Source organism: Kitasatospora sp. NPDC051984 (assembly GCF_044593455.1).
GTDB lineage: Bacteria > Actinomycetota > Actinomycetes > Streptomycetales > Streptomycetaceae > Kitasatospora.
Window position 1 is genome coordinate 205,113 of record NZ_JBIUCB010000008.1, and the last position, 23,785, is coordinate 228,897.

The window sequence follows — 23,785 nt, forward strand, 5'->3', positions numbered from 1 at the left end:
CGGTCTGACCACAGACAGCGCCACGACAGCGAGGCGTCATCTGCCGGGTCGCGACGTTGGCGACCGGTCATCGAGGTGTCATCTCGTCAGATCTGGTCCCAGGTCGCCCCTGTGTCGGGTATTGCTGGAAACAGGCTCACCTCGCGCACGCGGCGGCCGAGCCAGGTTGAGACCAAGGGGGCGGAGGCCACGACATGGCGAGCAGGACGCTACTGGGAGCCCTGATCGAGAAGGCGGGATGGGAATTCCCGGACTTCCACAGGGAATTCAGGAACGCCGGCAACGATCTGGCGCGAGGCCTGAAGGACCCCCGGTTCCGCGACCTGGACATGTCCGAGGCGACCTTCCGGCGCTGGGTCGCCGGAAAGGTCAAGCGGCCGACGAGTGTGTTCGTGCAGACGATGCAGCGCCTGTTCGACGGGCGGCCGATCGCCGAACTCCTGGCCCCGCCCCGTGAGGGGGACCCGACCGCACTATCCCGGCAAGACCTTGAAAGAGAACTCGCGATGACCGCACGTGAAGCATCCGACCACGCCGCTTCCGTCGCGTCCGCCTTCCTGTCGGACCTGTCTGTGGAGCAGGTCCAGGACGACGTTCGCCAACTCGCCCGCACCTACAACAACCGGTCGCCGTTCGACGTGCTGCGCGAAGCCCGACAGCTCCGGACAAAGGCCGAAGGCCTTCTGGACCGCACCCACATCCCGGCGCAGAAGCAGCAGTTGCTGGTGGCGATCGGTGAGACGACGGCGCTGCTGGCACTGGCGGCCTTCGGGCTCGGTGCCCTCGACGAGGCCAACCGGCTCGCCCGCTCCGCCGGCATGTACGCCGAAGTGACCGGCTTCACCCCACTCGCCGCGTTCGCGGCCGGCACGCTCGGCCTGCTCGCCTACTGGGACGGGCGGCCGGGCGAGGCGATCCGCTTCGTCCGCCAGGCGCAGTCGCTCCCGGGTGTCGGCACGGCCGGCCAGGCGCGTATCGCTTCGATCGAGGCCCGAGCGTATGGGCACCTGGGCGATCAGCGGAGAGCTGCGGCGGCAGTCGAGCGCTTCTTCGACGTCGGCGCCGTCGAACGAGACGACCTCCATGACGAGGTGGCCGGCGAGTTCCACCACGGTCCCGAGCGGCTTGCCCGCTCGCACGGGACCACGTTTGTGCTCCTGCGCGATGGAGCAGGCGCGCTGCGGCACGCCCGGCAGGTACTCGACGTGCAGGCCAACCTGACCGCTGGGCAGGAGATTTCGAGAATTGAGGCGGAGGCTCGGACCGACCTCGCCGCAGCGTTGATCCTCACGGGCGAGATCGAGGAAGCAGCCGAAGTCCTGGAGCCCATCGCGGCGCTGGCACCCGACCGGCGTGCCACGGGCCTGGTCGAGCGGGTCGTGCACGTCGGCAGGCTGCTCACCACTGAGCCTGTCCGAACGTCACCGGTTGCCGTCGCCCTTCGAGAGGCGCTGGAGGAGTACACCCGAGTTGCGGCTCCGCGACAGCTCGGAGGTGTCGCCTCGCGGTTGGCCATCGAGTAGTACGACACAGGCCCAACGGGCTGGGGTGGATCGGCGTCTTGTCGATCCGCCCCAACCCATTGCAGGTCCGGTTCAGCGAAGAGGGTTGGCCGCCGCCAGGATGGCCTGTTCGCGGTCCGAGTCGATGCCGATCGCGGCTGCTCGCGGATGTGGGACCGGCAGGTTGCCGGCCTGGAGCCACTCCCAGGTGTCCCGAACCGTCTCAGCCAAGGGACGGCAGGTGAACCCGGCCGCGTACGCCGGCTCGGAGCCGACCAGCCAGACGCCCGCGCCGGTCCGCCACAGCGGCACTTCCGTCCACTGCCGGACGCCGTGCTTCGACAGCACCTCGTCGGGAACCCACTGCAACTCGCCCTGACTGCCCGTCACCGCGAGACATGCCTCCAGGAAACTGCCCATAGTGTCCCGGCCGATCGGCGCGGTGGCGTTGTAAATGCCGCCGTCAGGTCGTGCGGCGAGATCGACAGCGAAGCGTGCGACATCACGGACGTCGACCGGCTGGATGCCCTTGCTCGAACTCCCGGGCGCCAGGATCCGGCCGCCGCGTTCGGCTCGCCGAAGCCACCACGGGAGCCGGCCGACGTACTCCCAGGGTCCGAGGATCACGCCGGGCCGGATCAGCCAGGACCGCTCCGCGCCGAACGTTTCGACCACCGCTCGCTCCGTGCCGGCCTTCTGCCTCCCGTAGTGCAGATTGGGCCCCCGCCAGCCCTCGGGGTTCCGGCCGTAGTCCCGGTCGGCATCGGCCGGCCCGTCCATCAACGGGTCGCCCACCTTGAGGGGATGGTCCGGCCACCCCTCGTACACCGAGACTGTCGACACGTAGACGTAGCGCTCGGTCGCACCCTCCAACGCCCTCGCGCCCGCGAGCACCACGTTCGGCGGCTGTGCGGCGGCAGCCGTGTCGATCACGGCGTCCCACGGGCCCTGCGTTGCCAGACGGGCCAGGTCCTCGGCTGACGTCCGATCTCCCAGCACTTGCCGCACCCCGGGCAGGAGCACGCCGGATCGCCCGCGGTTGAACGTCGTCACGTCCCAACCGCGTCCGAGCGCCTCCTCCACGACGGCCTTTCCCAGAAACCAACCCCCGCCGACCACCAAGATTTTCATGCCCGAAATCCTGCCCAGAACGAGCGGCTGGTGGCCAGGCCGTTTCAGCGGCCGACCTGAGACGCCGCAGCTCATGAACGTGATCGTGACGGAGATGACACCCCGGAGACACCCCTCTGCGCGTCGAGGCCCGAGATGACAGGCGGACGACATGGTCCTGCCGGCAGCCGATCGGAAGACTGAGCAGTTCGATCGTCCTGCCCATGTCGGGCGGCAGCTCTGGGTGCCGGCACTGGGCGCACTGCCGTCGTGGTGTCCGATCAGGGCCCGGAGTTGGGGGAGTTGGAGTGGGGGCAAGGCGGTGCGAGCGTTGCGGCTGTGCGCTCAGCAGGTACAACGTTGGCGACAGCGTGTGCGGTCCGTGTGCGCGATCTGCTTTCGGGCCGTCGTCCGACGCAGTGCCGGTGTGGGTGTGGCGCGACGCGCTGGTGCTCGGCAGCCTGGCCGAACTGGACTTCGGTGGGCTGAGCAAACGCCTGCGTGACCTCCTCCAGCTTCACCAGAACGAGCTCGCGGACATCACCGGGTTGACGCAGGGCTACGTGTCCCGGTTGGAGTCGGGGCAGGTGCGGCTGACGCACATCGACCGGATCGTCGACTACCTCGACGCGGTCGGAACCCCGCCCGACCTGGCCCGTCTTCCCCTCCGCGCTGCATCGGCCCCGGCCACTCGCGACAGCCAGATCACTCCTCGGCCAAGGCCGTCCGCGCGTACCGGACCCCCGGCAGATCCTGCGCCGGCCGTGAACCTGCTTCGCGTCGGCCTGCTACGGTCGCCGGCATGACGCTCGCTGACACGGATGGCCGGCCGGTGGACCTTCGGAGGGAGCCGGTCGACCACGTTCTCGACCTGGTTGAGGAGCGCCTCGGTACGGCCCTGGATCGAGACCGCCTTGTTCTCAAGCGTCGGACGGTCGGAGCACCGACCGGCCGCTCGACCTGGGTCCGCATCGAGCGCCGCCCGTGGGGCCGAGCGCGCGAGCAGGGCTGGGCCGGTACCGAGGCGGCCGCAGCGCTGACCGGAGTGGTCATGCCCCGGTGGACGGGATCGGTCGCCTGGCCCGAACCGGACGACGGGGCGATCTGGCGAGCGGACGAGACCTCCCTCCTCCCGGCCGCGCCGGTCGGCACCGCGATCCTGGCCACCGACCCATGTCTTCCAGAGAGTTGGTGGGCTGCCCTGGGCGCCTCCCTCGACGCGCTCGCGGAGCAGCACACCGTGCGGGTGGCGACGCCGGACACCGTGGCGATCACCCAGCAGCACGTCGACGAGGTGATCCGCAATGCGTTCCCGTCGGCGACGCATACGGCGGTGGAGTCCTGGCTGCCGGCACATGCGGACCTGAACTGGGCCAACGTCACAGCGCCTCAGTTCTGCATGTTCGACTGGGAGGATTGGGGGATGGCGCCGCGGGGCTTGGACTCGGCGTCGCTGCTGGCCGCGTCGCTCGCCGTCCCGGCGCTCGCCGACCGTGTGCGGCGGGAGCGCCGGGCGGACCTGGAGAGCCGGGACGGCAAGGTGATGCGGTTGTTCGTGCTGGCGAAGATCGCCGGTCCTCATGCTCACCCGGACGACCCCCGAGTTGGGCCTGCCCGGGCGGAGGCCGCGCAGCTGGTTCACGAACTCAACGAGCGTGAGTAGCTCGCTCCACCAGCAACTCCTGGTAGCGGACGACAAGTTCGGTGTCCACTGCGAGAGCTGTGGCACCGACCAGCTCGTGTAGGTGGTCGGCCCGGTCGGCGCCCACCGCGACGGCCCCGACCGCCGGCAGTTCGAAGGCGAGCCGGAACGCCGCCTGCACCTTCGTCGCCCCCGTCGTGTCGCCGGCCAGGAGGAGGCGCGGGTCGCTCGTGCGCCACGGCGGATCGGCGAGGCTGCCGCCGAACGGGCTCATTCCCCATCGCCGCTCGGCACCGATGCCCCACCGCTCCGCGAGGAACTCGGCAGCGGCCAGGACCTCGTGGCTGACAAGCAGTCCCGACCGGGTCATCAGGGCCTCGGGAGACGAGGGCAGCGGTGCCCCGAGCGCGACCAGCGCGCGCGGGTTCCACGACGAGATCCCCCACGCCCCGCAGTTACCGGCCTTCGTCGCCGCGACGAGGACATCGCAGGCGGTAGCCAGCTGCTGCTGGCCCTGCTCACCGACGCCGAGCGACGCCTCCGGGTTGTGCAGGAGGACAACGTCCGGCTCCCGGCGGAGATCGCGGACAGCCTGCCGGAGCGCGGCCCACAGGTCGGCCGGGTCGAGGCTGTGACGGGCGCTGCCAGCGGCGGGGAAATAGCCGACCTTGGTGGAGAGCGTGAACCTGGACAGCAGATCACCACCAAGACCGGCGAGCGTCACATGCGAGGTGAAACCCCGGTAGTTGAACGCGGTGTCGATCGCGGTGATACCGAGGTCCAACGCTGCGGTCAGGACCCGGCGTTCGTGACCAGACCGGTGTAGCCCGAGGACAACTCGTCGGTCAGCGGCGCGCACAGCCCCTCCTTCACCAACAGGGCGGCCACCGCGTGCACTTCGGTGCCGACGGCGGCCTCGACGTCGGCCAGGACCACGGGGCGTCCGCTGAGCAGCAGCCGCAGCGCGGGTTCGGCCTTGGCCGCGAAGACGAGACGCTGCCCGGCGGCCAGCACCTCCACAGTGCTGTCGGCCGAGTGGATCTCCGGGCGGAAGTTGGCTGTGCACACCGCCGCCGCGAGCGGCCCGAAGATGTCCAGGTGCGGAACCTGCCGGGCGGGCCCGGCCGCTCGCTCGTAAGCGGTGAGGAACTCGGCAGGTGTCCGAAGATCTGCCAACTCCCGTGCCGCGGAACGCAGTCGGCTGTCATCGGCGTCCGGGGTGCGGTCGAGGTCGAGTCGGAAGACCTCCTGCTCGCGACACCAGTCGGCGAGCCAGGCCATCCAGCTGGCACCGGTGCGCTTGGTGATACCGAACGTGACGTGCAGGGAGTGCCCGCCTGCCCCGTGTCCCGCACGACCCGCCCGGTGCCAGTGTCCGCGCGGGATGTGCATCACGTCGCCGGCGCGCAGCACGCTGGACCACAGCACGTCCTCGCTCGGCGTGGAGTTGGGGTCGGCGTCCCGGTACATGGGCGCCACCCGGGACGGGCCGCGGACCTCCCAGCCCTTCTCGCCAGCCAGTTGGACCACAATGACGTCGTGGTCGTCCCAGTGCAGCGGGAAGCCCTCAGCCTCGCCGGTGGTCCAGTAGACGTTCACCTGGACCCGCTCGCCGCTCCACCACTGCAACGCCCGGCACGCCACCTCCAGTGTGGGGTCCGCGACGTTCGCCTGGTCGAGGATCACCGTCGCGCCCTCCCTGAGCAGCCGCCCCAGGGTGTTCATGTTGACCATCGGGATGCTCTGACCCCGAGGGCTGACATTGTCCGTGAAGTAGACCGCCGGGTGAACCTCGACCTGTTCCTGGAACACCCGGAACTGCGGCCGGTACAGGCTGCGCCGCATCACCAGGTCGAGCAGCCGCTGCGGGGTGAGCAGCCGCTCCGCAAGTCCCTCCGCCCCCGTGCGGCCGCGCGCGAACCGGTCGCCGATCGGCTTCGGTCCCGTCCATCCGAGCGCCGTCTCGACGGCCTCGATCAACTTGTGCTCCACATGTACCTCCCCTGGGTTCCTTTGCCGGACCGGCCGGTGGACCAACGGCAGCCGCTGGTCCACCGGCCGGCCAGTTCACTCGCTCTCGTGCAGGTTGCCGTCTCCGCCGGGCCACGGGTCGTCGCCGCCCGAGCCGGCATTGTCCGACCGGAGGTTGTCGTACCGGTCGTGCACGGCACCCAGTTCTTCTGCCACGAGCAGCAGCTCGTCGTTGATCGGTTTGCCCGTCATCTCTCGCTCCTTCCTTGCCTCCGCGCTGTTGCCGGAGGCGATCGGGAAGCGGAGCCTCGCCCGCGTCAAGGCATGAGCGTGCCTGAGCCGTACGCGGGACGGGCCCCGCGCTGGTTGCTCATCATCACCGGAGAGTCACCACCCGTCATATTTCTTCGCGAATGTGACGGGCGGCCGAGGGCTCCTCCACCCCGTCAGCAGCGGTTCCGCAGGATGCGCGCCGACCGGTCGGCTCTCGTGTCGATCTCTGCTTCTATCTCACGTGAGATATCGTCAGCTCATGAACGAAGGAATCTCGCTCTCCCGGATCGGCATGCTGATCAAGGAGGCTCGCCTCGAAAAGAACTGGTCCCAGGGACACTTGGGGGGCCTGTTGGGTACGAGTCAGTCGGCTGTTGCCCGCATCGAAGCTGGCGGACAAAATCTCACACTTGAGATGGTCGAGCGCCTCGAAGGTGCACTCGGCATCAAGGTCGTCTCGGTCGGCGCCGCACGTCCGATGCATCTTCGGGTGACCGGGGGCCGGAGCCTGTCGGGGCGGATCGACGTGAAGTCGAGCAAGAACGCCTGTGTCGCGCTGCTCTGCGCGTCGCTGCTGACGACCGGCCGGACGACGCTGCGCAAGGTCGCCCGGATCGAGGAGGTCTACCGGATCGTCGAGGTGCTCACCAGCATCGGGGTCCGCGCCCGCTGGATCAACGGCGGCAGCGACCTCGAACTGGAACCGCCGGCCGAGCTGGACCTGGACGCGATGGACCTGGAAGCCGCGCGCCGCACGCGCAGCATCATCATGTTCCTCGGCCCGCTGATGCACCGCTTTAACCGGTTCAAGCTGCCCTATGCCGGCGGCTGCGACCTCGGCACCCGCACGGTGGAGCCGCACATGGCGGCGCTGCGACGGTTCGGGCTGGAGGTTGCGGCGACCACGGGTGTCTATCACGCGGAGGTCGACCGGTCGGTGGTGCCGGGCAGGCCGATCGTGCTGACCGAGCGGGGGGACACGGTCACCGAGAACGCACTGCTGGCGGCTGCGCGGCATGACGGGGTGACGGTGATCCGCAACGCCAGCCCGAACTACATGGTGCAGGACCTCTGCTTCTTCCTGGAACGCCTGGGCGTACGGATCGACGGCATCGGCACCACCACGCTCACCGTGCACGGCCTGGCCCGGATCGACTGCGACGTGGACTACTCGCCGTCGGAGGACCCGGTGGAGGCGATGAGCCTGCTGACCGCCGCGGTGGTGACGTCCTCGGAGCTGACGGTCTGCCGGGCGCCGATCGAGTTCCTGGAGATCGAACTCGCGGTCCTGGAGGGCATGGGCCTCGACTACGACCTGAGCGCGGAATACCCCGCAGACAACGGCCGGACCCGCCTCGTCGACGTGACGGTGCGCCCGTCGAAGCTGGAAGCACCGATCGACAAGATCCACCCGATGCCGTTCCCGGGCATCAACATCGACAATGTGCCGTTCTTCGCGGTCATCGCGGCCATGGCGCAGGGCTCGACCCAGATCCACGACTGGGTCTACGACAACCGCGCGATCTACCTGACCGGCCTGAACAGCCTCGGCGCGACGGTCAAACTGATGGACCCGCACCGCGTCCTGGTCGACGGCCCGACCCGCTGGCGCGCGGCGGAGATGATGTGCCCCCCGGCGCTGCGGCCGGCGGTCGTGGTGCTGCTGGCGATGCTCGCAGCCGAGGGCACCTCGGTGCTGCGGAATGTGTACGTGATCAACCGGGGGTACGAGGACCTGGCGATGCGTCTGAACTCCCTGGGCGCGCAGATCGAGACGTTCTACGACGTCTAAACCGGACGCTGTGCGGGGCCGGCACCTGTCAGCCGCCCTCGCGGGGCGGCTCGTGCGAGAGGAGCCGCCCCGGCGAAGGGCTGTGCGGTTACAGTTCCCGGGGCAGTGTCCAGGCCGGGGAGTCGTCGGGCGGCGGCGGGACGATCTGCCAGGTGCTGCGGTCGGGGTTCTCTTCCCAGTAGGGCACTAGCCCGCCGTCGTCCTTGCCGTTGTCGTAGTACAGGCCGTGGGCCCAGTACTCGGGATCCTCGTGGCACATCAGGTCGGGGTAGGGGCCGAACTTCCGGTGTCCCCAGGCGCGGTTCACCCGGGCCACGGCCTCGGCCCGGGAGATGCCGAAGGTCTGGAGGACGTCGGCGATCTCGGAGAAAAACTCCAGCATCTCCTCGTCCGCCTTCATGAGGAACTCGCTCACCGTCGGTGCCTTCCGATGTAGCCGTTGGACAGCAGGTCGACGCCCGGCTGCTGGTAGAACGCTATCTGGTGGCCTCTCAGTCGCATCGGGACGGTGTTGTCCTTTTGCCACGGGCGGAGGTTCATCAGCATTTTGCCCTCGACGTTGTCGTAGTCGTGCATCTGCCTGCCGTAGCGGTCGTTGCGGTGATGGGCGATGAAGTCGGCGAGTTCCTGGTCGTTGTTGAACCGTTTCCCATTCAGGGCCTCCAGTTCGGAGCGGGAGACCTGGAAATGCATGACTGCCGGGCCGCCGTGGGTCGGGTAACGCTCATCCTGCGTGTTGGCCCAGTCGCGGGCCTGCTTGGGGTCGTTGGTCACGTAGAAGCCGCCGTGGCCGAAGTCCATCGGGCGGGGGCTGTGCTGCGGGTTGATGCCGTTCTGCTCGACGCTGGTGGCGCCCTTGTGGGTGGTGCCGTGGTACAGGTCGATCAGGTCCGGGTCGAGGCCCAGCGGGTCGGAGATCCGGCGCGGGTCGTTGACGTAGCCGTACGGGTTCGCGCCGCCGGCCAGGCCCAGTGGGTCCGGGCTGAGGTAGTGGGCGGTCGCCGGGTCGTAGTACCGGAAGACGTTGTAGTGCAGGCCGGTCTCGGCGTCGTGGTACTGCCCGGGGAAGCGCAGCGGGCAGCCGACGTTCTCGATCGCGCCGGGCAGCGGGCGGCCCCACAGCGTGGTGCGCTGCTGCCAGGCCACGGCGCCGTGCTCGTCGACCAGTTCGGTCGGGGAGCCGACCAGGTCGGTGACGATGGCGTGGAAGCGGCGGTCGATCTCGTGCTGCGGGGCGTCCGCGGCGGGCAGCAGCCAGTCGGTCTGGGTGAGCGGGCGCTGCCCGGTGAGGGTCCACTCCCAGGCGGTGACGTGCCGCCCGGGCCGGTCGGCGCGGGTCCGGACCTGTTCGACCAGCCGTTCGTTCGCCCAGGTGAACAGCGTCTCGTCGAGCACGGTGACCCGGTCGGCGGCCAGCAGCTGCTTCGCTCGCCGCCGGCCGAAGGCGTCGTAGCGGTACCGGGCGAGCGTACCGTCGGGGAGGGCGACCGAGGTGAGCTGGTCGTGCGAGTCCCAGGTGTACTGCCAGGTGTGTTCGCCGCCGGAGAGCAGTCGGCGGGTGCGGCGCACCAGCCGGCCCTGGGCGTCGTACTCGTACGAGGTGCGCCCGGCCTGCCGCGGCCGACCGCCGGCCACCGTGAGTTCGCCGGACTCGTCGCCGCTGCCCGGCAGTTGGAGGCCGACCAGGTCGCCGGCCGGGTCGTAGAGGTAGCCCTCGCGCCAGTTCGCGCCGGTCAGCTCGGTGACCTTGCCGCGGCCATCGAAGCCGGTGGTGCGGGTGCCGAGCAGGTGGTCGGTGGTCTCGGCGAGTGCGCCGCCGGGGCGGAAGGCCCAGCTCTGACCGCTCACCAACCGGCCCTCCGCGCCGACCTGTTGGCCGGTGAGCCGGTCCATCGCGTCGTAGCGGCGGTCGAACACCACCTGGCCGAACTCGCGCCGCACCTCCCGCCCGGCCCGGTCGTAGTGGAAGCGCAGCGCGCCGCCCGGCGCGGTCAGCGTCTCGGGCAGGCCGATCGGTGTGTACGTCCAGTGCGACTCGGCGCCGGCGGGGGTGCGCAGGCCGGTGCGGCGGCCGAGCAGGTCGTACGAGAAGGTGGTGACCCGGCCCTCGCACTCCTCGGCGATAAGCCGACCGGTCGGGTCGTAGCGGCGGCTCAGCCCGGTGGTCCCGTCGCCGACGGTCAGCACCCGGCCCGCGCCGTCGTAGGTGTACCGGGTGACCCGGCCGTCGGCGTGCATTTCGACGGTGCGGTCCTGGGCGTCGCGGACGTACTCGACGCGCTGCCCGGCGGCGTTGGTGCGGGCGGTCAGGACACCGGTCAGGTCCCGCTCGTAGCGGACGGTGCGGCCGGCGAAATCGGTCTCCTCGATCACGCCGCCGGTGGGGTCGTGCCGGTACGTCCAGCGCTCGCCGACCGGGTTGGTGACGGCGGTGAGCCGCAACTGGCCGTCGTACTCGAAAGTCCAGCGGTCGCCGCCGGGGCCGGTGCGGGCGGTGAGCTTGCCGAACGGGCCGTACTCGGCGCGGGTGACGCCACCGGCCGGGTCGCGGTACGCGATCACCCGGCCCTGTGCGTCGTGGGTCCATTCGTGCCGGCCACCGTCCGGGTCCTGCCGCCAGGCGGGGCGGCCCTCCAGGGTCCAGCCGAAGGAGGTGGTGTTCCCGAGCGCGTCGGTGACGGTGTTGAGCCGCCCGAACGCGTCGCGGGTGCTGTGGCTGGTGGCCCCGGTAGCCTCGGTCAGCGACGTGGTCAGGCCGGCCGCGTCGAAGGTCACCCGGCTGGTGTTGCCGAGCGCGTCGGTCACCGCGACGGGCCGGCCGTACTCGTCGAAGGAGTACGCGGTGCGGGCGCCCATCGGGTCTATGGTGGCGACGGTGTTGCCGTGCTCGTCGTACTCGTAGCGCCACTGGGCGCCGTCCATCGCGGTCAGCTCGGTGACCTGGTGCCGCTCGTTGTAGCTCGCGCTGCTGGTGGTGCCGTCGGGCAGGGTGGAGACTTCGAGGTTGCCGGCCTCGTCGTAGCTGAAGCCGGTGGTGCGGCCGAGCGGGTCGGTGCGCGACAGCAGGCTGCCGTACCGGTCCCACTGGAACGTGGCGACGGCGCCGTGCGGGGAGGTCTCGCGTTCCAGTCGGCCCGCCTCGTCGAACTGGTAGACGGTCCGGTTGCCGACCGCGTCGGTCATCGTGGTGACGCGCTGCTCGTCGTCGTAGCTGAACACCGCGTCCAGGTAGCCGCCGTCACCACGGGTCTGCACGCAGCGTCCGGCCCGGTCGTAGACGTACCGGTAGCGGTAGCCGACCCGGTCGGTCCAGCTGGTGAGCCGGCCGGAGCCGTCGTAGGTGAGGCTCATGGCGATCCGGGAGGAGTCGGTGACGGTGGCCAGCCGGCCGTTGCCGTCGTATCCGTACCGGACCAGCTCGACCGGCTCATCTTCTGTGCCCTCGTGGGGAAGCAGCGCGAGCGCGGTGATCCGAGGGCCCTCGCTGGTCACGCCGATCCGGTAGCCACCGCTGTGCCGCACCTCGACCGGGACACCGCCGCTGCCGTACACCACCTCCACCCGGTGCCCGTTGCGGTCGGTGAGGGCGAGCAGCGGCAGTTGCAGGGTGCCGGCCGCCCGGGCGTGCGGGCCCGGGCCGCCTGCGGGCTCGGCGAAGTGCCGGGTCAGTCCGCTGTGCGGGTCGGTGATCCGTATCTCGCCACCCGGGGTGCTGTCCCAGTGCAGCGGCCAGCGCGGCCCCTCGACCGGCAGGACGGCGCCGCCCGGCTCGGGCACCGGGTAGCTCAGCAGCATGCCGTCCTCGGCGGCGAACAGCACGCCCTCGCCGTCGAGTTCGATCCGCTGGTCCAGCGTGGACGCCCAACTCGGGCCGTACCAGCCGCCGAGCCGGTAGCTGGACATGTGGGTGCGGGAAAGCACCAGCGGCAGCGCGGCGTCGAGGCCGACGTCGGTTTGCGGGAACAGTACGTCGCCCGTAGCGATGTCCACCGGGTCGCTCTTGGCCGGACGGGTCGTCAAGGGCTTGCCCTGCACCTTGGGCCTGGTGTTGTTGAGCCGCATGGGTGGAGGCCCGGGCCTCGGCCCGGGCTTGGGCGGACCCGGCTTGGGCGGGCCCGGCTTGGGTGCGTTGGTACCGTTGCCGCCGCCCAGGACGGAGGCGTAGCTCGGCTTGCCGCCGCCCGGGCCCTTCGGCGTTCCCTTCCCGCCCGCGATGCTACTCAGCGTCCGGGTCAGCTCCTGCTCGTGGGCCCGGTGGTTGGCGCTCGTCTTCTTCAGACCGGTGCCGACGTCGCCCAGGTGCTTGCCGAGCGCCTTCTGCCCCTTGGTGATGCTCTCGATCAGCTGCTCGACGCCCGCTTCCGCGGCCTGCGCCAGCCCGCCGCGGCCCCGGGTGCGGCCGAAGTGGTGCCGGGCCCGCCCCAGATGGGTGTCGCCGGCGGAGGTGAGCCTGGAGGACCCGGCCTTGAAGTGCTCTGCGAGCTTCTCCGTCTCCTCGTGGTTGTGCTTGAACCCGTCGCTCATGCCGTCGCCCCCGTACCGCGGTTGATACCGACCTGTCCCAGCGAGTCGTCCACGCCGTCCTTGAAGCCCTGCTGACCCGCCCGGCCGACCTGGCCGAGGTCGACGCCGTCGCCGATGCCGAGAGCCTCCTCGCCGAGCTGCAGCACCAGTTCGCCCGCCATGCTGCCGAGCGCGCTGACGATCGGCCCGGTGGCCACCGACATCAGCTGGTCGATGATCTGCCTCTCGGCCTCCTTGAGCAGCCGCCGGACAATCATTCGGGTGGCCTGCGTGGCGCCGATCGCGCCCGCCTCGGAGAGGCCGAAGGTGAACGGTGCGGCGGCCTGCGCAGCGATCACCTCGGTGGCCAGGACGACCAGTTGGGCGATTGCTGCGACCTTCGCCCCGGTGATGACCACCGCCACGCCGTCCAGCACCGTGCCCACCAAGCGGCAGCCCTCGGCGAGTTGGTGGATGTGGGTACCGTTGACCTTCCCCCAGTGCGCCTGGAAGGCATCCACCGCGGCGCCCGCGTTCTCCCCGGCCATCTGCTCGACGGCCTGCTGCAGGTCCGTCCGGTGATCGTCTATCTCGCTCGCGAACTGCCGTACAGCATCGGCCATTTCGCGGTAGTCGTCCTCATCGACGTTTGGCCAGTCGATCCCGATCAGATCGAGGACCCACGCCAGCTCGTCGGGTAGTACGACGCCCATCGACACCCCCAATGTCGGTAGAACTTCCGCTGACCATAACCGACCGGGCCTTGAGACGGACATGTCGCCCCAACGGTTCCCGATTCGCACAGCGGCGCGGCGGCTCGTGATCCGGGCTGCTGCCAGCGGACGGATGCATACGGCCAGCACGCTTTCCCGCCGCCACTCGGCACCCTCTCGACTCACTTCATCAGGTGAAGCATCCGCATGTGCGCCAGTTGCGAAATGATTCCGTTGAGCCTGTCATTTATGCAGGTCAGAGACTTGCTCGAGCTCCACTGCGACATGTGATGCGGGTAGTAGAGGGCTGCGCAGCCCCGGTCGCGGGTCAGCGGGTGGACGCGAGAAAGTCGGGTACGACCGGGACAGCCGCGTACGCGCCGAGCTTGGAGCGCAGGCCGCCGAGGGTATCGGTGCCGCGGGCCGAGGTGACGCCGCCCATGTGCTCGACGGCGGTCTCCGCGGCGACGACGGCTCCGTCGACGTCGCCCAGACCCAGACGGGCCTCGGCCTGGCGTGCCAGGTAGATCGCGAAGCCGCGCGGGAACGCCTCCCCGTCGTACGCCTCGCTGGCGCGGGCGGTGCTGGCCGACTCGAAGTGGGCGAGCGCGCGGCGGGGGTCGTCGAGGTTGAGCGCGGAGGAGTCGAGCAGTTGGTAGAGCTCGCCCAGGTTGAACCAGTACACGCAGTCCGGGTCCTCGTCGATCGGACCGGCGGCGCTGTAGGCGTCGAGCGCGAGGTTGGCGTGCCGATCGGAGGCCCGGCTGTCGCCGGCGTGGGCGTAGGCGCGGCAGGCCCTGGCGTGGAGCATCGCGGTCATCCGGGCCGATCCGATCCGAGGGGCGACGCGCAGTGCCTCCTCTACCAGGGCGACGGCGCCGCGCGGGTCGCCGGTGGAGTAGTGCTGGATCGCCCAGAACGCGAGGGTGTTCACTCCGACCACCGGGTCGCCGGCGCTGGCGGCAGCGCGCAGTGCGGCGGCGAAGTGCCGCTCGGCGGTGGCGTGCCGGCCGCTGTCGTAGGCGGTCCAGCCCGCCGACCGCGATGCCTCGGCGGCAGCGGCGAAGAGCCGGCTTCCGATCGGCTCGGAGTAGGAAGCAGTTCGGAGCGTGTCTGTGATCATCTGGAGTTCGGTGACGGCTGACGTATAGACCCTGCCGGAGCCGACCTGGTCGTCGAGGCGGCGCAGTGCCGCGAGTCTGCCCTCGAACGCTGCGGCGCGATCGCCTCCGATGCGACGGCCACGGGTCGTGTCGGCCGCAGAAGCAGGCGTCGCTGACGCCCAGTTCGCCGCCACGGCGCCGAGGCCGCCGGCAGTGAGGATGAGGAAGTCCCGTCGCCCGTTGTTGGCTTTCACTGGCGCTCCCACCTTCTCCAATGCTGTGACGGTACCCGCCGTGGTCCACGGGGAATCGAAGAAGAGGTGGTCGTCGCCTTCGGTGACGACGAGTTGGAGCCAGCCGGGCCAGCCGCGGTCGACGACCTCCTGGGCGGGCAGCCCCTCAAGGTCGGCCATGGCGATCTGGGTGGGCAGCTCCGGTGTGACACCGGCCTTCCACCGGCTGAACTTCGACTTGCCCGCAGCCAGAAGCTGCCCATGCCGCGGACGAGGTTGATGGTGGCCATGGTTGTCGACTCTCTGGGCGTCTTGCTGACCTTTTGCTGACGCCGGATGGTCCGTCAAGTCCCTGGGCTGGGAAGAAACGTCAAAGCCGTGGTATGTGGTGGAACTTCGTCGGCCGCACCGGCGAGGAGATCGCGCAGGCGCGGGCCGATTGGGAGAAGGGGGCCCGGTTCGGGGAGGTGCACGGCTACGACGGGGCTCGGTTGCGGGCTCCGGAGCTTCCCGACATGCCGCTGAAGTCGCGGGGGTGGGCGCGCTGACCTGCGGAGACGCCTGTTGTGGACTCGGGTGCGGCGGTTGGGCGCCGATTGGTCAGGGCGTCGGTTCGGCCGGTCCTTCGGGGTGGGGAGCCGTGGCGGCGCTGTGGACGTAGACGGTGCTGCGCCCGCGTTGGCGTTCAACCATGGTGCCCGCGTTGAGGGTTCGCTTGATCCACGTCTCCTCCTCGCGCCACCCGAGCTTGGCGAGCATGGGCAGCAGGGTTTTCCTGGGGAGCCCGGCGGTGCCTGCTTCGCGGAGGGTGGCCAGGATTTCTGCTTCGGCGCGCTGGATGAAGAGCTGGCTGGCGGTCGGCATGTCCTGGATACGGACGGTTGCCGGGTCCGGGTCGATTCCGTTCCTCGTGGCCCAGCCTGCGATGTAGGCCTCGGCGGCGGGCTCGTCGGTGCCCAGGACCTGGCTGAGGCATTCCAGGAAGACGTCGTCCTGCGCGGCCTTGAGGTGATGGGCCATGTCCGCCTGGAAGTTGTAGTTGCCGCCCCACTCGGCGGCGGCGTGCGAGGCGCGGTGTGCCTCGAGGCGCAGGTGGACGGCCCGTTCTGCGATCGCGTCGGCGGCGTCGGCGGGCGGGGCGAAGGTGTCGGTCATGGTCGTCACCGTACCGAAGGCGCGATTGGCGGGGAGGGGGAGGTCAAATGTTGCTGAAGGGGACGGAGTTGAGCCGGCCCTCCCCCGCCTGTGGCGGGGCCACCGACGACGGCCGTGCCGTGATCATCGCGGTGACCGGCATCCTGGCCGATGAGGCGGTCAGGTCGTCGATGTTGCCGGTGGGGATGTCGTAGACCCAGCCGTGGAGGGTGACGGTGCCGGCGGCGAGGGCGCGGGTGACGGAGGGGTGGGTGGCGAGGTTGGCGAGTTGGGTGCGGACGTTCTCGCGGACCAGGGCGTTGACGTCGCCGGCCTTGGTGGTGCGGGCGATCGAGGCGTCGGCGTGGCGGAGCCAGGAGGCGACGGCGGGGGCGGCGGTGAGATCGTGGCCTTCGGCGAGGGCGGTCATGGCGCCGCAGGCGGAGTGACCGCAGACGATGATGTCCTTCACGTTCAGGGCGGCCACCGCGTATTCGATGCTGGCGGAGATGCCGTCGGCTTCGGGGGTGTGGGCCGGGACGAGGTTGCCGGCGGTGCGGATGACGAAGAGGTCGCCGGGCTCGGTGCCGGTGATCAGTTCGGGGACGACGCGGGCGTCGGAGCAGCTGATGAACAGCGTGTCGGGGGTGTGGTGGGTGGCGAGGTGGGCGAAGAGCTCCGCCTTGGCCTGGAAGACGTGCCGCTGGAAGCGGGCGACGCCCTCGGTGAGGTTCTGCATGGGTCGCTCCTCTCGGTGGCGATCGACCCTTGTGGGCTGGTGAGATCCACCATGCATGACCAGCGCGCATAGCGTCCAAGAGTTGCTAACCATGGAAGCCATTGGTCGTGTCTATGCCGAGCGCTGCGAGGTGCGGGACGTCATCCGAGCTGAACGGCTCCCGGGCTTAGCAGGCCTTAGGTCGAGCCCGATCGCGCCCCAACGCCCGTGGCCCGGACGGTACATGACACCCTTGCGGGAGCAGGGCACCGGTGGGAGCCGGGCCGGTCGACGTGAACAGGAATGAGGCAACCGTGCGACTCTCCGACGAATTCGCCGTGGTGGTCGAGGCGACGATTCCCGCCCCGCCGGAGCGGGTCTGGGAGCTGGTGGCGGACATCTCCACCTCCGCCCGCTTCAGCCCGGAACTCCAGCGCACCGAGTGGCTCCAGGGCGCGGACGGGCCCGCCGTGGGCGCCCACTTCGCCGGGCACAATGCCCGGCCGGACGGGTACGAGTGGCAGGTGGTCAACCGGATCACCGAATTCACTCCGAACGAGCGCTTCGGCTGGTCGGTCCTGCCGGAGATCGCCACCGCCCAGGGTGACGCGTTCGCCCGCTGGTACTACGAGCTGACCCCCGAGGGCGCCGGCACCCGGGTGCGGCACGGCATGCGGATGGGCAACCTGCGCACTCCGCTGCACGCCTTCATCGAGGCCAACCCGGACCAGGAGGAGGCGATCGTCGGCGCCCGTCTCACCGCCCTCCGCACCGGCATCGAGGCGGTCCTGGCGGGCATCGCCGAGGACGTCACCCGTTCCTGACCGACTGGTCAGCGGGGGGTGTCGTCGGCGGCGGCGCGCAGGTGGTGGACGACGTCGGGGCTCCAGTGCGGGATTTCGGGCCAGTCGCCGTTGTCGTCCTCCACCGGGAGGGACTTGAGGACGGCGGCCAGGCGCGGGGGGAGGCGCGGGGACATGCCCTGCTTGCAGAGGGCGAGTATCTCGGCGCGGACGCTGCGGGACACCAGGGGGCGGTCGGGGGAGGTCAACTGCCAGTCGGGTTGCGGGAGTTCGGCCAGGGCCTCGGCCTGGAGGCGCCAGAAGTTGGCGTCCGTGGGCTCGCCGCGCGACTGGTGCAGGAACCACAGGCAGGAGGCGGCGAGGTGGCTGCCGCCGCCGGCCGCGAACTCCCACCAGAAGCGGGCACCCTCCTCGTAGTCGGCGAGGTTCAGCAGGACGCCCAGGACCAGCGCGCCGTCCGGGCGTTCGACCTCGCTGTCGACGAGCTTGGCCAGCGAACTCGCCGCCGCCGGGTTGGCGAGGATCAGCGAGCACAGCATGCCGAGCTCGTGCCGGGCCTGACGGTGTGCCAGACGCAGCGGCGCCGGGGCGGCTCCCCGGCTGCGTTCCAGCATCACTTCGGTTGCCGCGGATCTACCACTCACGCGTTCCTCCGGGCGAGCTTCTCCTTGAGGCGGTCCTCGGCGTGGCGGGCGTTGGAGCGCACCGTCCCCACCGTCGAGCCCAGGTACTCCGCGACCGTTTCGTCCCGGAGATCGAGAGCGTAGCGGAGGATGATCACGTCCTGCTGTCGCTCGGGCAGCGACAGGATCGCCTCGTAGGTGCCGAGCACGTCCGGGGTGAACTCCATCCGCATGCGGTGCATGGCCGTGCGTATCGCCACCCGCCACTGGTCGTGGGGCCAGTGCTCGTCGCCGGTGGCCGTCGCCGCCAGGCCCGCCTTGGCGATCTCGTCCTTCAGTACCTTCCACGCGGAGGCCGCGGGGGCTGCCTCGCGCAGCAGCATCTGCCAGTCGCCCCACAGCCAGTCGCGTACCGCGTCGACCACTGCGTGGGCCTGCTCGTCGGACAGCCGGCAGGCCCGCGCGGCACCGAGCCACGCCTGTTCGTGGGTCTCGCAGAACGCGTCGAAGGTCAGCTGATCGCGCCGTTGCGGTACCGCCAATCCGAACTCCGGGTCCACCGTCACCCCTCCCAGCGGGAGAGTCTCTCCCGCGCCGATCGGATCGTGGCCCGCGCCCCCTTCGCGCCAGACGCCGATGCCTCGACGAGGGGATTGTCGCTCCCCTCACACCACCATTTCAGCGTATCGGGATCCCTGTGGTGAAAACGGAACTCCACGAACATCAGGGGCACAGAAGTGAAAGCCGGGCGGCCAGTTGGGGGCTCGACATGGGTCGTACCCGGTCGTTCGGCTTCGGTGGGGGTTGGCCGGGGCCGGGGTGGGCATGCAGTCGGCAGGGTGCGACCTGGCCGGTTGCCCGGCTGTTCCATGGGCATGATCTTATGAGTTCCGCGCTGGGTGGCGCGTCCTGCCGCGTCACCCGAGCGCTGACGAAGACTCAGCGACCAGGGGGGACGCGCGATGGCTGACGAAACCGCTCACCAGACGCCGCAGATCGGCATCAATCTGAACATCCACCAGGCCCATTCGGCCCGAATGTACGACTACTACCTCGGCGGTGTGACCAACTTCCCCGCCGACCGGGAGGCCGCCGGCCGGGCGCTCGACGCCTTCCCCAACGCCCGGCTCGCCGCGGGCGCCAACCGGGCGTTCATGCGGCGCGCCACCAGGACCATCGCCGAACTCGGCATCGACCAGTTCCTGGACATCGGCACCGGCATCCCGACCTCGCCCAACCTGCACGAGGTCGCCCAGGGCGTCAACGCCGCGGCCCGCGTGGTCTACGCGGACAACGACCCGATCGTCCTGACGCATGCCGAGGCGCTGCTGGAGGGCACCCCCGAGGGGCGCACCGCGTACGTTCAGGGCGACGTCCGGGACGCCGGGGCGATACTCGACGCCGCGGCCGACACGCTGGACCTGGAGCGCCCCGTCGCGCTCAGCATGGTCGCGCTGCTGCACTTCGTCGCGGACCGGCCGGGCGAGAGTGCCACCGATGTGGTCGAGTCGTTCATCTCGCGTCTCGCGCGCGGGAGTTACCTCGTCATCAGCCACTTCACCGCAGACTTCGACCCCGAGGCCACCGCCCGGATGGAGAACGTCTACCGCAGCTCCGGCACCGACCTGCAGGCCCGCACCCAGGCGGAGATCGTCGGGCTGTTCCAGGACTGGCGGCTGCTCACGCCGGGCGTCGTCGCCAGCCCCCGGTGGCGCCCCGACGGCGCCGGGGACGCGGCCGTCACGGACGCGCAGGCGGGCTGCTACGGCGGGGTCGCGCAACTCGTGTGACGCCGGCGGTGGCTACCGGTGGGCGGCGGCCGCCGCCCACCGGACAGGCCCTGACGGGTGCGGAAGTGGCGGAACAGGTTGCGCGCCACGTACACCCCGGGGCCGCCGAAGCCGACCAGGCTGCGCGCCACGTACACCCCGGGGCCGCCGAAGCCGACCAGGTCGACCGGTCCGCCGGCGGTGGTCGCCTTGACGGCCGACTCGTCTGCCGCGTACGTCCCGTCCTCGCCCCGGGCGGTCAGGTGAACGCCGTCGCCGGTGGAGGTTCGGAGTTCTCCTGGGCGGTGCTCATCGTGGTCCCTTCGCCTGATTTCAGGAAGTTGCAGGGGGTCGGGCGGGCAAGATCGCTACCGGGTGGCGCGCGTTGACGGTCAGGCGAGCGCCAGGAGGGTGGCGAGGGCGGAGACCGCGGTCAGCAGCAGGAACAGGTGGGGGTAGCCGCCGACCGGTCCGGCGAGGGCGGAGCCGACCCACGGGGCGAGGGCACCGGCGACGGTGGCGGGGGCGACGAGCAGGGCGCTGAGGCGGCCGTAGGCGGCGGTCCCCCAGCGGTCGGCGACGGCGGTGGCCTGGAGGAGGGTCAGGTTGCCGCGGACGGTGCCGCCGAGGACGGCCAGCGCGACAAGTAGGGCTGCCGGTCCGGGAGTTGCGGCGAGAGCGAGGGTGGTGGCGCCGCCGGCGGCGATCAGGACGGCGGTGCGGGCCCGGACGGGTATGCGGCTGGCGAATGGGGCGTACAGGGTGCGGCCCAGGGTCTGGCCGAGGCCGCCGAGGCCGAGCGCCCAGGCGGCGAGGGTGGGGCCGGCACCGCGTGCGGTCAGCAGCGGGACGAGGCCGAAGATCACGGTGAACATGGCGAGGGCGGAGAAGGCGAAGGCCGCGGAGAGCCGCCAGAAGGCGGGGTCGCGCTCGACCGCCCTGCCCTGGACGGGAGTTGCGGACGTCTCGGGAGGTGGTGGCCAGGGGTGGCGCAGCCCGAGTGCGTGCAGCGGGACGGTGACGGCGGCCAGCAGCAGGGCGAGCGTCAGGTAGGTGGAACGCCAGGACAGGTGGCCGGCCAGGGCGGCGGTGAGGGGCGCGAAGGCGGTGGAGGCGAGACCTCCCGCGAGCGTCACGGTGGTCAACGCGCGCACCCGGTCCGGGCCGTACCAGTGGGTCAGGGCGGCGAACGCGGGCTGGTAGAAGGTGGCGGCCATCGCGGTGCCGCCGGCGAACCAGGCGAGGAAGAAGACCGGCAGGTTCGGCGCCAGGGCGACCCCGGCCAGGGCGGCGGCGCCGAGTACGGAGCCCGCGGTCATCACGGTGCGTGGGCCGCGGCGGTCGAGGAGCCGGCCGACGGGGATGCCCGCGAGGGCGGAGGTGAGCAGGGCGGCCGAGAACGCGGCGGTGGTGGCCTGGGTGGACCAGCCGGTGGAGCGGGTGATGTGCGAGAGCAGGACGGGAAAGGCGTAGTAGAGGATGCCCCAGCCGGTGATCTGGGTGATGCACAGGGCGGGCAGTGCGGCGCGGGGCCGCGACCGGAGGGGCGTTCCGGTCGCTGCCCCGTGCGTGGTGGTGTGGGTGGTGTTCGCCACGGTCAGCAGCAACTGCCGCTAGGGGAGCAGGAGTTGGTGGAGTTGGTGGAGTTGGTGGACTCCTGGGCTCCGAGGGGGATCGGCTTCGGCTTGCTGCCGAGGGTGAGGAGCTCGGGCTCGGCCGTCGTCGAGCAGCAGCCACCGGCGTCGGTCTGGGTGGTGGCGGGCTTGGAGTCGGCGGGGGTGGGGCAACAGCCGCTTTCGGGCTGGGCGGTGACGGTCTCGGGCTCGGCGGCGGGGGTGGAGCAGCAGCCGCCTGCGCCCTGGGAGGCGTCGGGGTCGTCGAAGAGGCCGGCGCCGCCGCAGACTCCGGTCTCGGGGAGGGTGAGTTCGACGCGGGCGGCGGCCTCCGTGTCACCGGCGAGGAGGGCGGAGATGGAGCGGACCTGCTCGTAGCCGGTCAGGGCGAGGAAGGTGGGGGCGCGGCCGTAGGACTTCATGCCGACCAGGTAGACGTCCTTCTCCGGGTGGGAGAGTTCGGCCGCGCCGTGCGGGTAGACGGTGCCGCAGGAGTGCTGGTTGGGGTCGATCAGCGGGGCGAGGGCGAGCGGGGCCTGGAGGCGCTCGTCGAGGCCGAGGCGCAGTTCGCCGAGGAAGGAGAGGTCGGGTCGGAAGCCGGTGAGGACGATGATCTCGTCGACGGCCTCGCTGCGCTGCCCGTCCTCGGCGACCAGGACGAGCTGCTCGCCGTCGGGCTCGACGGCGGTGGTGCGGAAGCCGGTGAGCGCGCTGGCGTGGCCGTCCTCGACGGCCTTCTTGGCGCGCAGGCCGAGGGCGCCGCGCTCGGGCAGCTGGTCGGCGGTGCCGCCGCCGTAGGTGGAGCCGGAGATGCCCCGGCGCAGGATCCACTCGGCGTGGGTGCCGGGGGCGTCCTTGGCGAGGTCGGCGAGCATGGCGAGCGCGGTGAACGCGGACGCGCCCGCGCCGACGACGGCGGTGCGCTTGCCGGCGTACCGCTTGCGGGTGGCGGGGTCGGTGAAGTCCGGGACGTAGTACGAGATCTTCGCGCTCGCGGCGCGCTCGCCGAGGGCGGGCAGGCCGTTGCCGCCGGCCGGGCCCGGGGTGGACCAGGTGCCGGAGGCGTCGATGACGGCGCGGGCCAGGATGCGTTCCTCGGAGCCGTCGGCGTGCCGGAGGTGGACGGTGAACGGCTGTGCCGCGCGGTCGGCGTCGACGATGCGGTCCCGTCCGGCGCGGGCGACGCCGGTAACGCGGGCACCGTAGCGGACTCGGTCGCCGAGGACGTCGGCCAGCGGCTGGAGGTACTGCGCGACCCAGTCGCCGCCCGAGGGGTAGGCGTCGGCGTCGGGGCGGACCCAGCCGGTGGGGGCGAGGAGCTTCTCGGCGGCGGGGTCGACGATCTCGGACCACTGCGAGAACAGTCGCACGTGCGACCACTCGCGCACCGCGCTGGCGGCGCTGGGCCCGGCCTCCAGGACGACGGGTTCGATGCCGCGCTCGATCAGGTGGGCGGCGGCGGCCAGGCCGACCGGTCCGGCGCCGATGACGGCTATGGGGAGCTGGGGGACGGGAGTGTTCTCGCTCATCTCGGTTCTCCGGGTGGTGCGGTCGCGTGAGGGATGAGCGTTGATTCCACGCTCGTCGATACAGCCGAGCTTGCCCACTGATTCGACAGGTGTCAACATAGACGTATGTCGAACTTGATTTCCGTGGAGCTGCCGATCGTTGACGCGTCGGCCGTGCCCTGCTGCCCGCCGGTCACGTCGGCCGCGCTGTCGGAGGCGGACGCGGAGCGGATGGCCGCGATGTTCAAGGCGCTGTCCGACCCGGTGCGGCTGCGGCTGTTCTCCCGGGTCGCCTCGCACGAGGGCGGCGAGGCGTGCGTGTGCGACATCCAGGACGTGGGCGTGTCCCAGCCGACCGTCTCCCACCACTTGAAGAAGCTCCGCGAGGCCGGCCTGCTGACCTCCGAGCGGCGCGGCACGCGGGTGTACTACCGCGTCGCGCCCGGCGTGCTGGCCGCCATGGCCGGGCTGCTCGCCGCCACCTGCTGACCGCTCCTTCAACAGCGCGTCGATCTGCTGGACGGCGATGCGGGCGGTGCGGGCGGTGCGGCCGACGCCGAGACGTACGCCTCGGGCCGGGAGGAGTCCGGCCGGGCCGGGCTCACGTTCCATCGGGTCGTCGCGGTCGTCGCGGTGCTGGGCCGGGTGGTGGCGGCGGGCGCGGTGCTGGGCCGGGTGGCGGCGGGCGCGGTCTCGGACCGGTGCGCGTACGCGGGTGGGTCGAGCGCTCCGCTCACGTTCTGAGTCGATGTCGGATTGTGCGGGTCGTCAGCCC

The 23,785-nt window shown here is 70.9% G+C and carries 21 protein-coding genes and 2 pseudogenes; 8 read left to right on the forward strand and 15 right to left on the reverse strand.

From position 1 onward, the window contains the following. Positions 1 to 194: 194 nt before the first annotated feature. Positions 195 to 1,523, forward strand: a complete 1,329-nt coding sequence (locus tag ACIHEI_RS18580; protein ID WP_396607355.1) for a DNA-binding protein — start codon at positions 195 to 197, stop codon at positions 1,521 to 1,523. 72 nt (positions 1,524 to 1,595) lie between these two features. Here the strand turns inward: ACIHEI_RS18580 and ACIHEI_RS18585 are convergent, their stop codons facing one another. Then, positions 1,596 to 2,708 carry an NAD-dependent epimerase/dehydratase family protein gene (locus ACIHEI_RS18585; RefSeq protein ID WP_396607356.1) on the reverse strand — a complete coding sequence of 371 codons (1,113 nt, stop codon included), beginning with the start codon at positions 2,706 to 2,708 and terminating at the stop codon, positions 1,596 to 1,598. A gap of 329 nt (positions 2,709 to 3,037) precedes the next feature. On the opposite strand from ACIHEI_RS18585, the gene ACIHEI_RS18590 reads away from it, so the two are divergent. After that, on the forward strand, positions 3,038 to 3,418 hold the full coding sequence (locus ACIHEI_RS18590; protein ID WP_396607357.1) for a helix-turn-helix domain-containing protein: 381 nt from the start codon (positions 3,038 to 3,040) through the stop codon (positions 3,416 to 3,418). Next, the gene (locus ACIHEI_RS18595; protein ID WP_396607358.1) at positions 3,415 to 4,275 is read left to right on the forward strand and encodes a hypothetical protein; all 861 of its coding nucleotides are present in this window, start codon (positions 3,415 to 3,417) and stop codon (positions 4,273 to 4,275) included. The genes ACIHEI_RS18590 and ACIHEI_RS18595 overlap by 4 nt, the downstream gene beginning before the upstream one ends. Here ACIHEI_RS18595 and ACIHEI_RS18600 read toward each other — a convergent pair. The 3 genes from ACIHEI_RS18600 to ACIHEI_RS18610 form a co-directional block, all read right to left on the reverse strand. Continuing rightward, positions 4,259 to 5,038 carry an aldo/keto reductase gene (locus ACIHEI_RS18600; RefSeq protein WP_396607359.1) on the reverse strand — a complete coding sequence of 260 codons (780 nt, stop codon included), beginning with the start codon at positions 5,036 to 5,038 and terminating at the stop codon, positions 4,259 to 4,261. The genes ACIHEI_RS18595 and ACIHEI_RS18600 overlap by 17 nt on opposite strands. Before the next feature lie 8 nt (positions 5,039 to 5,046). Next, the gene (locus ACIHEI_RS18605) at positions 5,047 to 6,246 is read right to left on the reverse strand and encodes a JmjC domain-containing protein (RefSeq protein WP_396607360.1); all 1,200 of its coding nucleotides are present in this window, start codon (positions 6,244 to 6,246) and stop codon (positions 5,047 to 5,049) included. Between the two features lie 75 nt (positions 6,247 to 6,321). Continuing rightward, on the reverse strand, positions 6,322 to 6,477 hold the full coding sequence (locus tag ACIHEI_RS18610) for a hypothetical protein (protein WP_396607361.1): 156 nt from the start codon (positions 6,475 to 6,477) through the stop codon (positions 6,322 to 6,324). Positions 6,478 to 6,757: 280 nt separating this feature from the next. Here ACIHEI_RS18610 and ACIHEI_RS18615 point away from each other — a divergent pair, with 280 nt between their 5' ends. Then, positions 6,758 to 8,290, forward strand: a complete 1,533-nt coding sequence (locus ACIHEI_RS18615; RefSeq protein ID WP_396607362.1) for a UDP-N-acetylglucosamine 1-carboxyvinyltransferase — start codon at positions 6,758 to 6,760, stop codon at positions 8,288 to 8,290. An 88-nt stretch (positions 8,291 to 8,378) separates the two neighbouring features. Here the strand turns inward: ACIHEI_RS18615 and ACIHEI_RS18620 are convergent, their stop codons facing one another. From ACIHEI_RS18620 to ACIHEI_RS18635, 4 genes are all read right to left on the reverse strand, one after another. Beyond that, the gene (locus ACIHEI_RS18620; protein ID WP_396607363.1) at positions 8,379 to 8,705 is read right to left on the reverse strand and encodes a hypothetical protein; all 327 of its coding nucleotides are present in this window, start codon (positions 8,703 to 8,705) and stop codon (positions 8,379 to 8,381) included. Continuing rightward, positions 8,702 to 12,814 (reverse strand): RHS repeat-associated core domain-containing protein, encoded by a 4,113-nt coding sequence (locus ACIHEI_RS18625; protein WP_396607364.1) that lies wholly within the window; start codon positions 12,812 to 12,814, stop codon positions 8,702 to 8,704. Before ACIHEI_RS18625 ends, ACIHEI_RS18620 begins: the two co-directional genes overlap by 4 nt. Next, a complete protein-coding gene (locus tag ACIHEI_RS18630) occupies positions 12,811 to 13,506 on the reverse strand; it encodes a WXG100 family type VII secretion target (RefSeq protein ID WP_396607365.1) in 696 nt (231 codons plus the stop codon). The genes ACIHEI_RS18625 and ACIHEI_RS18630 overlap by 4 nt, the downstream gene beginning before the upstream one ends. Positions 13,507 to 13,834: 328 nt before the next feature. Then, positions 13,835 to 15,022 carry a transcriptional regulator gene (locus tag ACIHEI_RS18635; protein WP_396607366.1) on the reverse strand — a complete coding sequence of 396 codons (1,188 nt, stop codon included), beginning with the start codon at positions 15,020 to 15,022 and terminating at the stop codon, positions 13,835 to 13,837. Positions 15,023 to 15,225: 203 nt separating this feature from the next. Between ACIHEI_RS18635 and ACIHEI_RS18640 the strand changes: the two are divergent. Beyond that, positions 15,226 to 15,390, forward strand: a pseudogene (locus ACIHEI_RS18640) (pirin family protein); the annotation flags it as partial. A gap of 52 nt (positions 15,391 to 15,442) precedes the next feature. Here the strand turns inward: ACIHEI_RS18640 and ACIHEI_RS18645 are convergent. Both ACIHEI_RS18645 and ACIHEI_RS18650 read right to left on the reverse strand, forming a co-directional pair. After that, a complete protein-coding gene (locus ACIHEI_RS18645) occupies positions 15,443 to 15,997 on the reverse strand; it encodes a hypothetical protein (protein WP_387642862.1) in 555 nt (184 codons plus the stop codon). Positions 15,998 to 16,040: 43 nt separating this feature from the next. Next, entirely contained in the window at positions 16,041 to 16,715 is a 675-nt protein-coding gene (locus tag ACIHEI_RS18650) for a carbonic anhydrase (protein WP_396607367.1), read from the reverse strand. A gap of 293 nt (positions 16,716 to 17,008) precedes the next feature. On the opposite strand from ACIHEI_RS18650, the gene ACIHEI_RS18655 reads away from it, so the two are divergent. Beyond that, positions 17,009 to 17,518 (forward strand): SRPBCC family protein, encoded by a 510-nt coding sequence (locus ACIHEI_RS18655; RefSeq protein ID WP_396607368.1) that lies wholly within the window; start codon positions 17,009 to 17,011, stop codon positions 17,516 to 17,518. Positions 17,519 to 17,526: 8 nt separating this feature from the next. On the opposite strand, the gene ACIHEI_RS18660 is transcribed toward ACIHEI_RS18655, so the two are convergent. Both ACIHEI_RS18660 and ACIHEI_RS18665 read right to left on the reverse strand, forming a co-directional pair. After that, on the reverse strand, positions 17,527 to 18,141 hold the full coding sequence (locus ACIHEI_RS18660; RefSeq protein ID WP_392956202.1) for a hypothetical protein: 615 nt from the start codon (positions 18,139 to 18,141) through the stop codon (positions 17,527 to 17,529). After that, the gene (locus tag ACIHEI_RS18665; RefSeq protein WP_396607369.1) at positions 18,138 to 18,662 is read right to left on the reverse strand and encodes an RNA polymerase sigma factor; all 525 of its coding nucleotides are present in this window, start codon (positions 18,660 to 18,662) and stop codon (positions 18,138 to 18,140) included. Before ACIHEI_RS18665 ends, ACIHEI_RS18660 begins: the two co-directional genes overlap by 4 nt. 420 nt (positions 18,663 to 19,082) lie before the next feature. On the opposite strand from ACIHEI_RS18665, the gene ACIHEI_RS18670 reads away from it, so the two are divergent. Next, entirely contained in the window at positions 19,083 to 19,910 is an 828-nt protein-coding gene (locus tag ACIHEI_RS18670; protein WP_396607370.1) for an SAM-dependent methyltransferase, read from the forward strand. A gap of 371 nt (positions 19,911 to 20,281) precedes the next feature. Here ACIHEI_RS18670 and ACIHEI_RS18675 read toward each other — a convergent pair whose 3' ends face one another. Together ACIHEI_RS18675 and ACIHEI_RS18680 are read right to left on the reverse strand one after the other, a co-directional pair. After that, positions 20,282 to 21,484, reverse strand: a complete 1,203-nt coding sequence (locus ACIHEI_RS18675; RefSeq protein ID WP_396607371.1) for an MFS transporter — start codon at positions 21,482 to 21,484, stop codon at positions 20,282 to 20,284. Between the two features lie 214 nt (positions 21,485 to 21,698). Next, a pseudogene (locus tag ACIHEI_RS18680) lies at positions 21,699 to 23,031 on the reverse strand (NAD(P)-binding domain-containing protein); the annotation flags it as partial. A 105-nt stretch (positions 23,032 to 23,136) separates the two neighbouring features. Between ACIHEI_RS18680 and ACIHEI_RS18685 the strand changes: the two are divergent. Continuing rightward, the gene (locus ACIHEI_RS18685) at positions 23,137 to 23,499 is read left to right on the forward strand and encodes an ArsR/SmtB family transcription factor (protein ID WP_396607372.1); all 363 of its coding nucleotides are present in this window, start codon (positions 23,137 to 23,139) and stop codon (positions 23,497 to 23,499) included. An 8-nt stretch (positions 23,500 to 23,507) separates the two neighbouring features. Here the strand turns inward: ACIHEI_RS18685 and ACIHEI_RS18690 are convergent, their stop codons facing one another. Then, entirely contained in the window at positions 23,508 to 23,747 is a 240-nt protein-coding gene (locus tag ACIHEI_RS18690; protein WP_396607373.1) for a hypothetical protein, read from the reverse strand. Between the last annotated feature and the right edge of the window lie 38 nt (positions 23,748 to 23,785).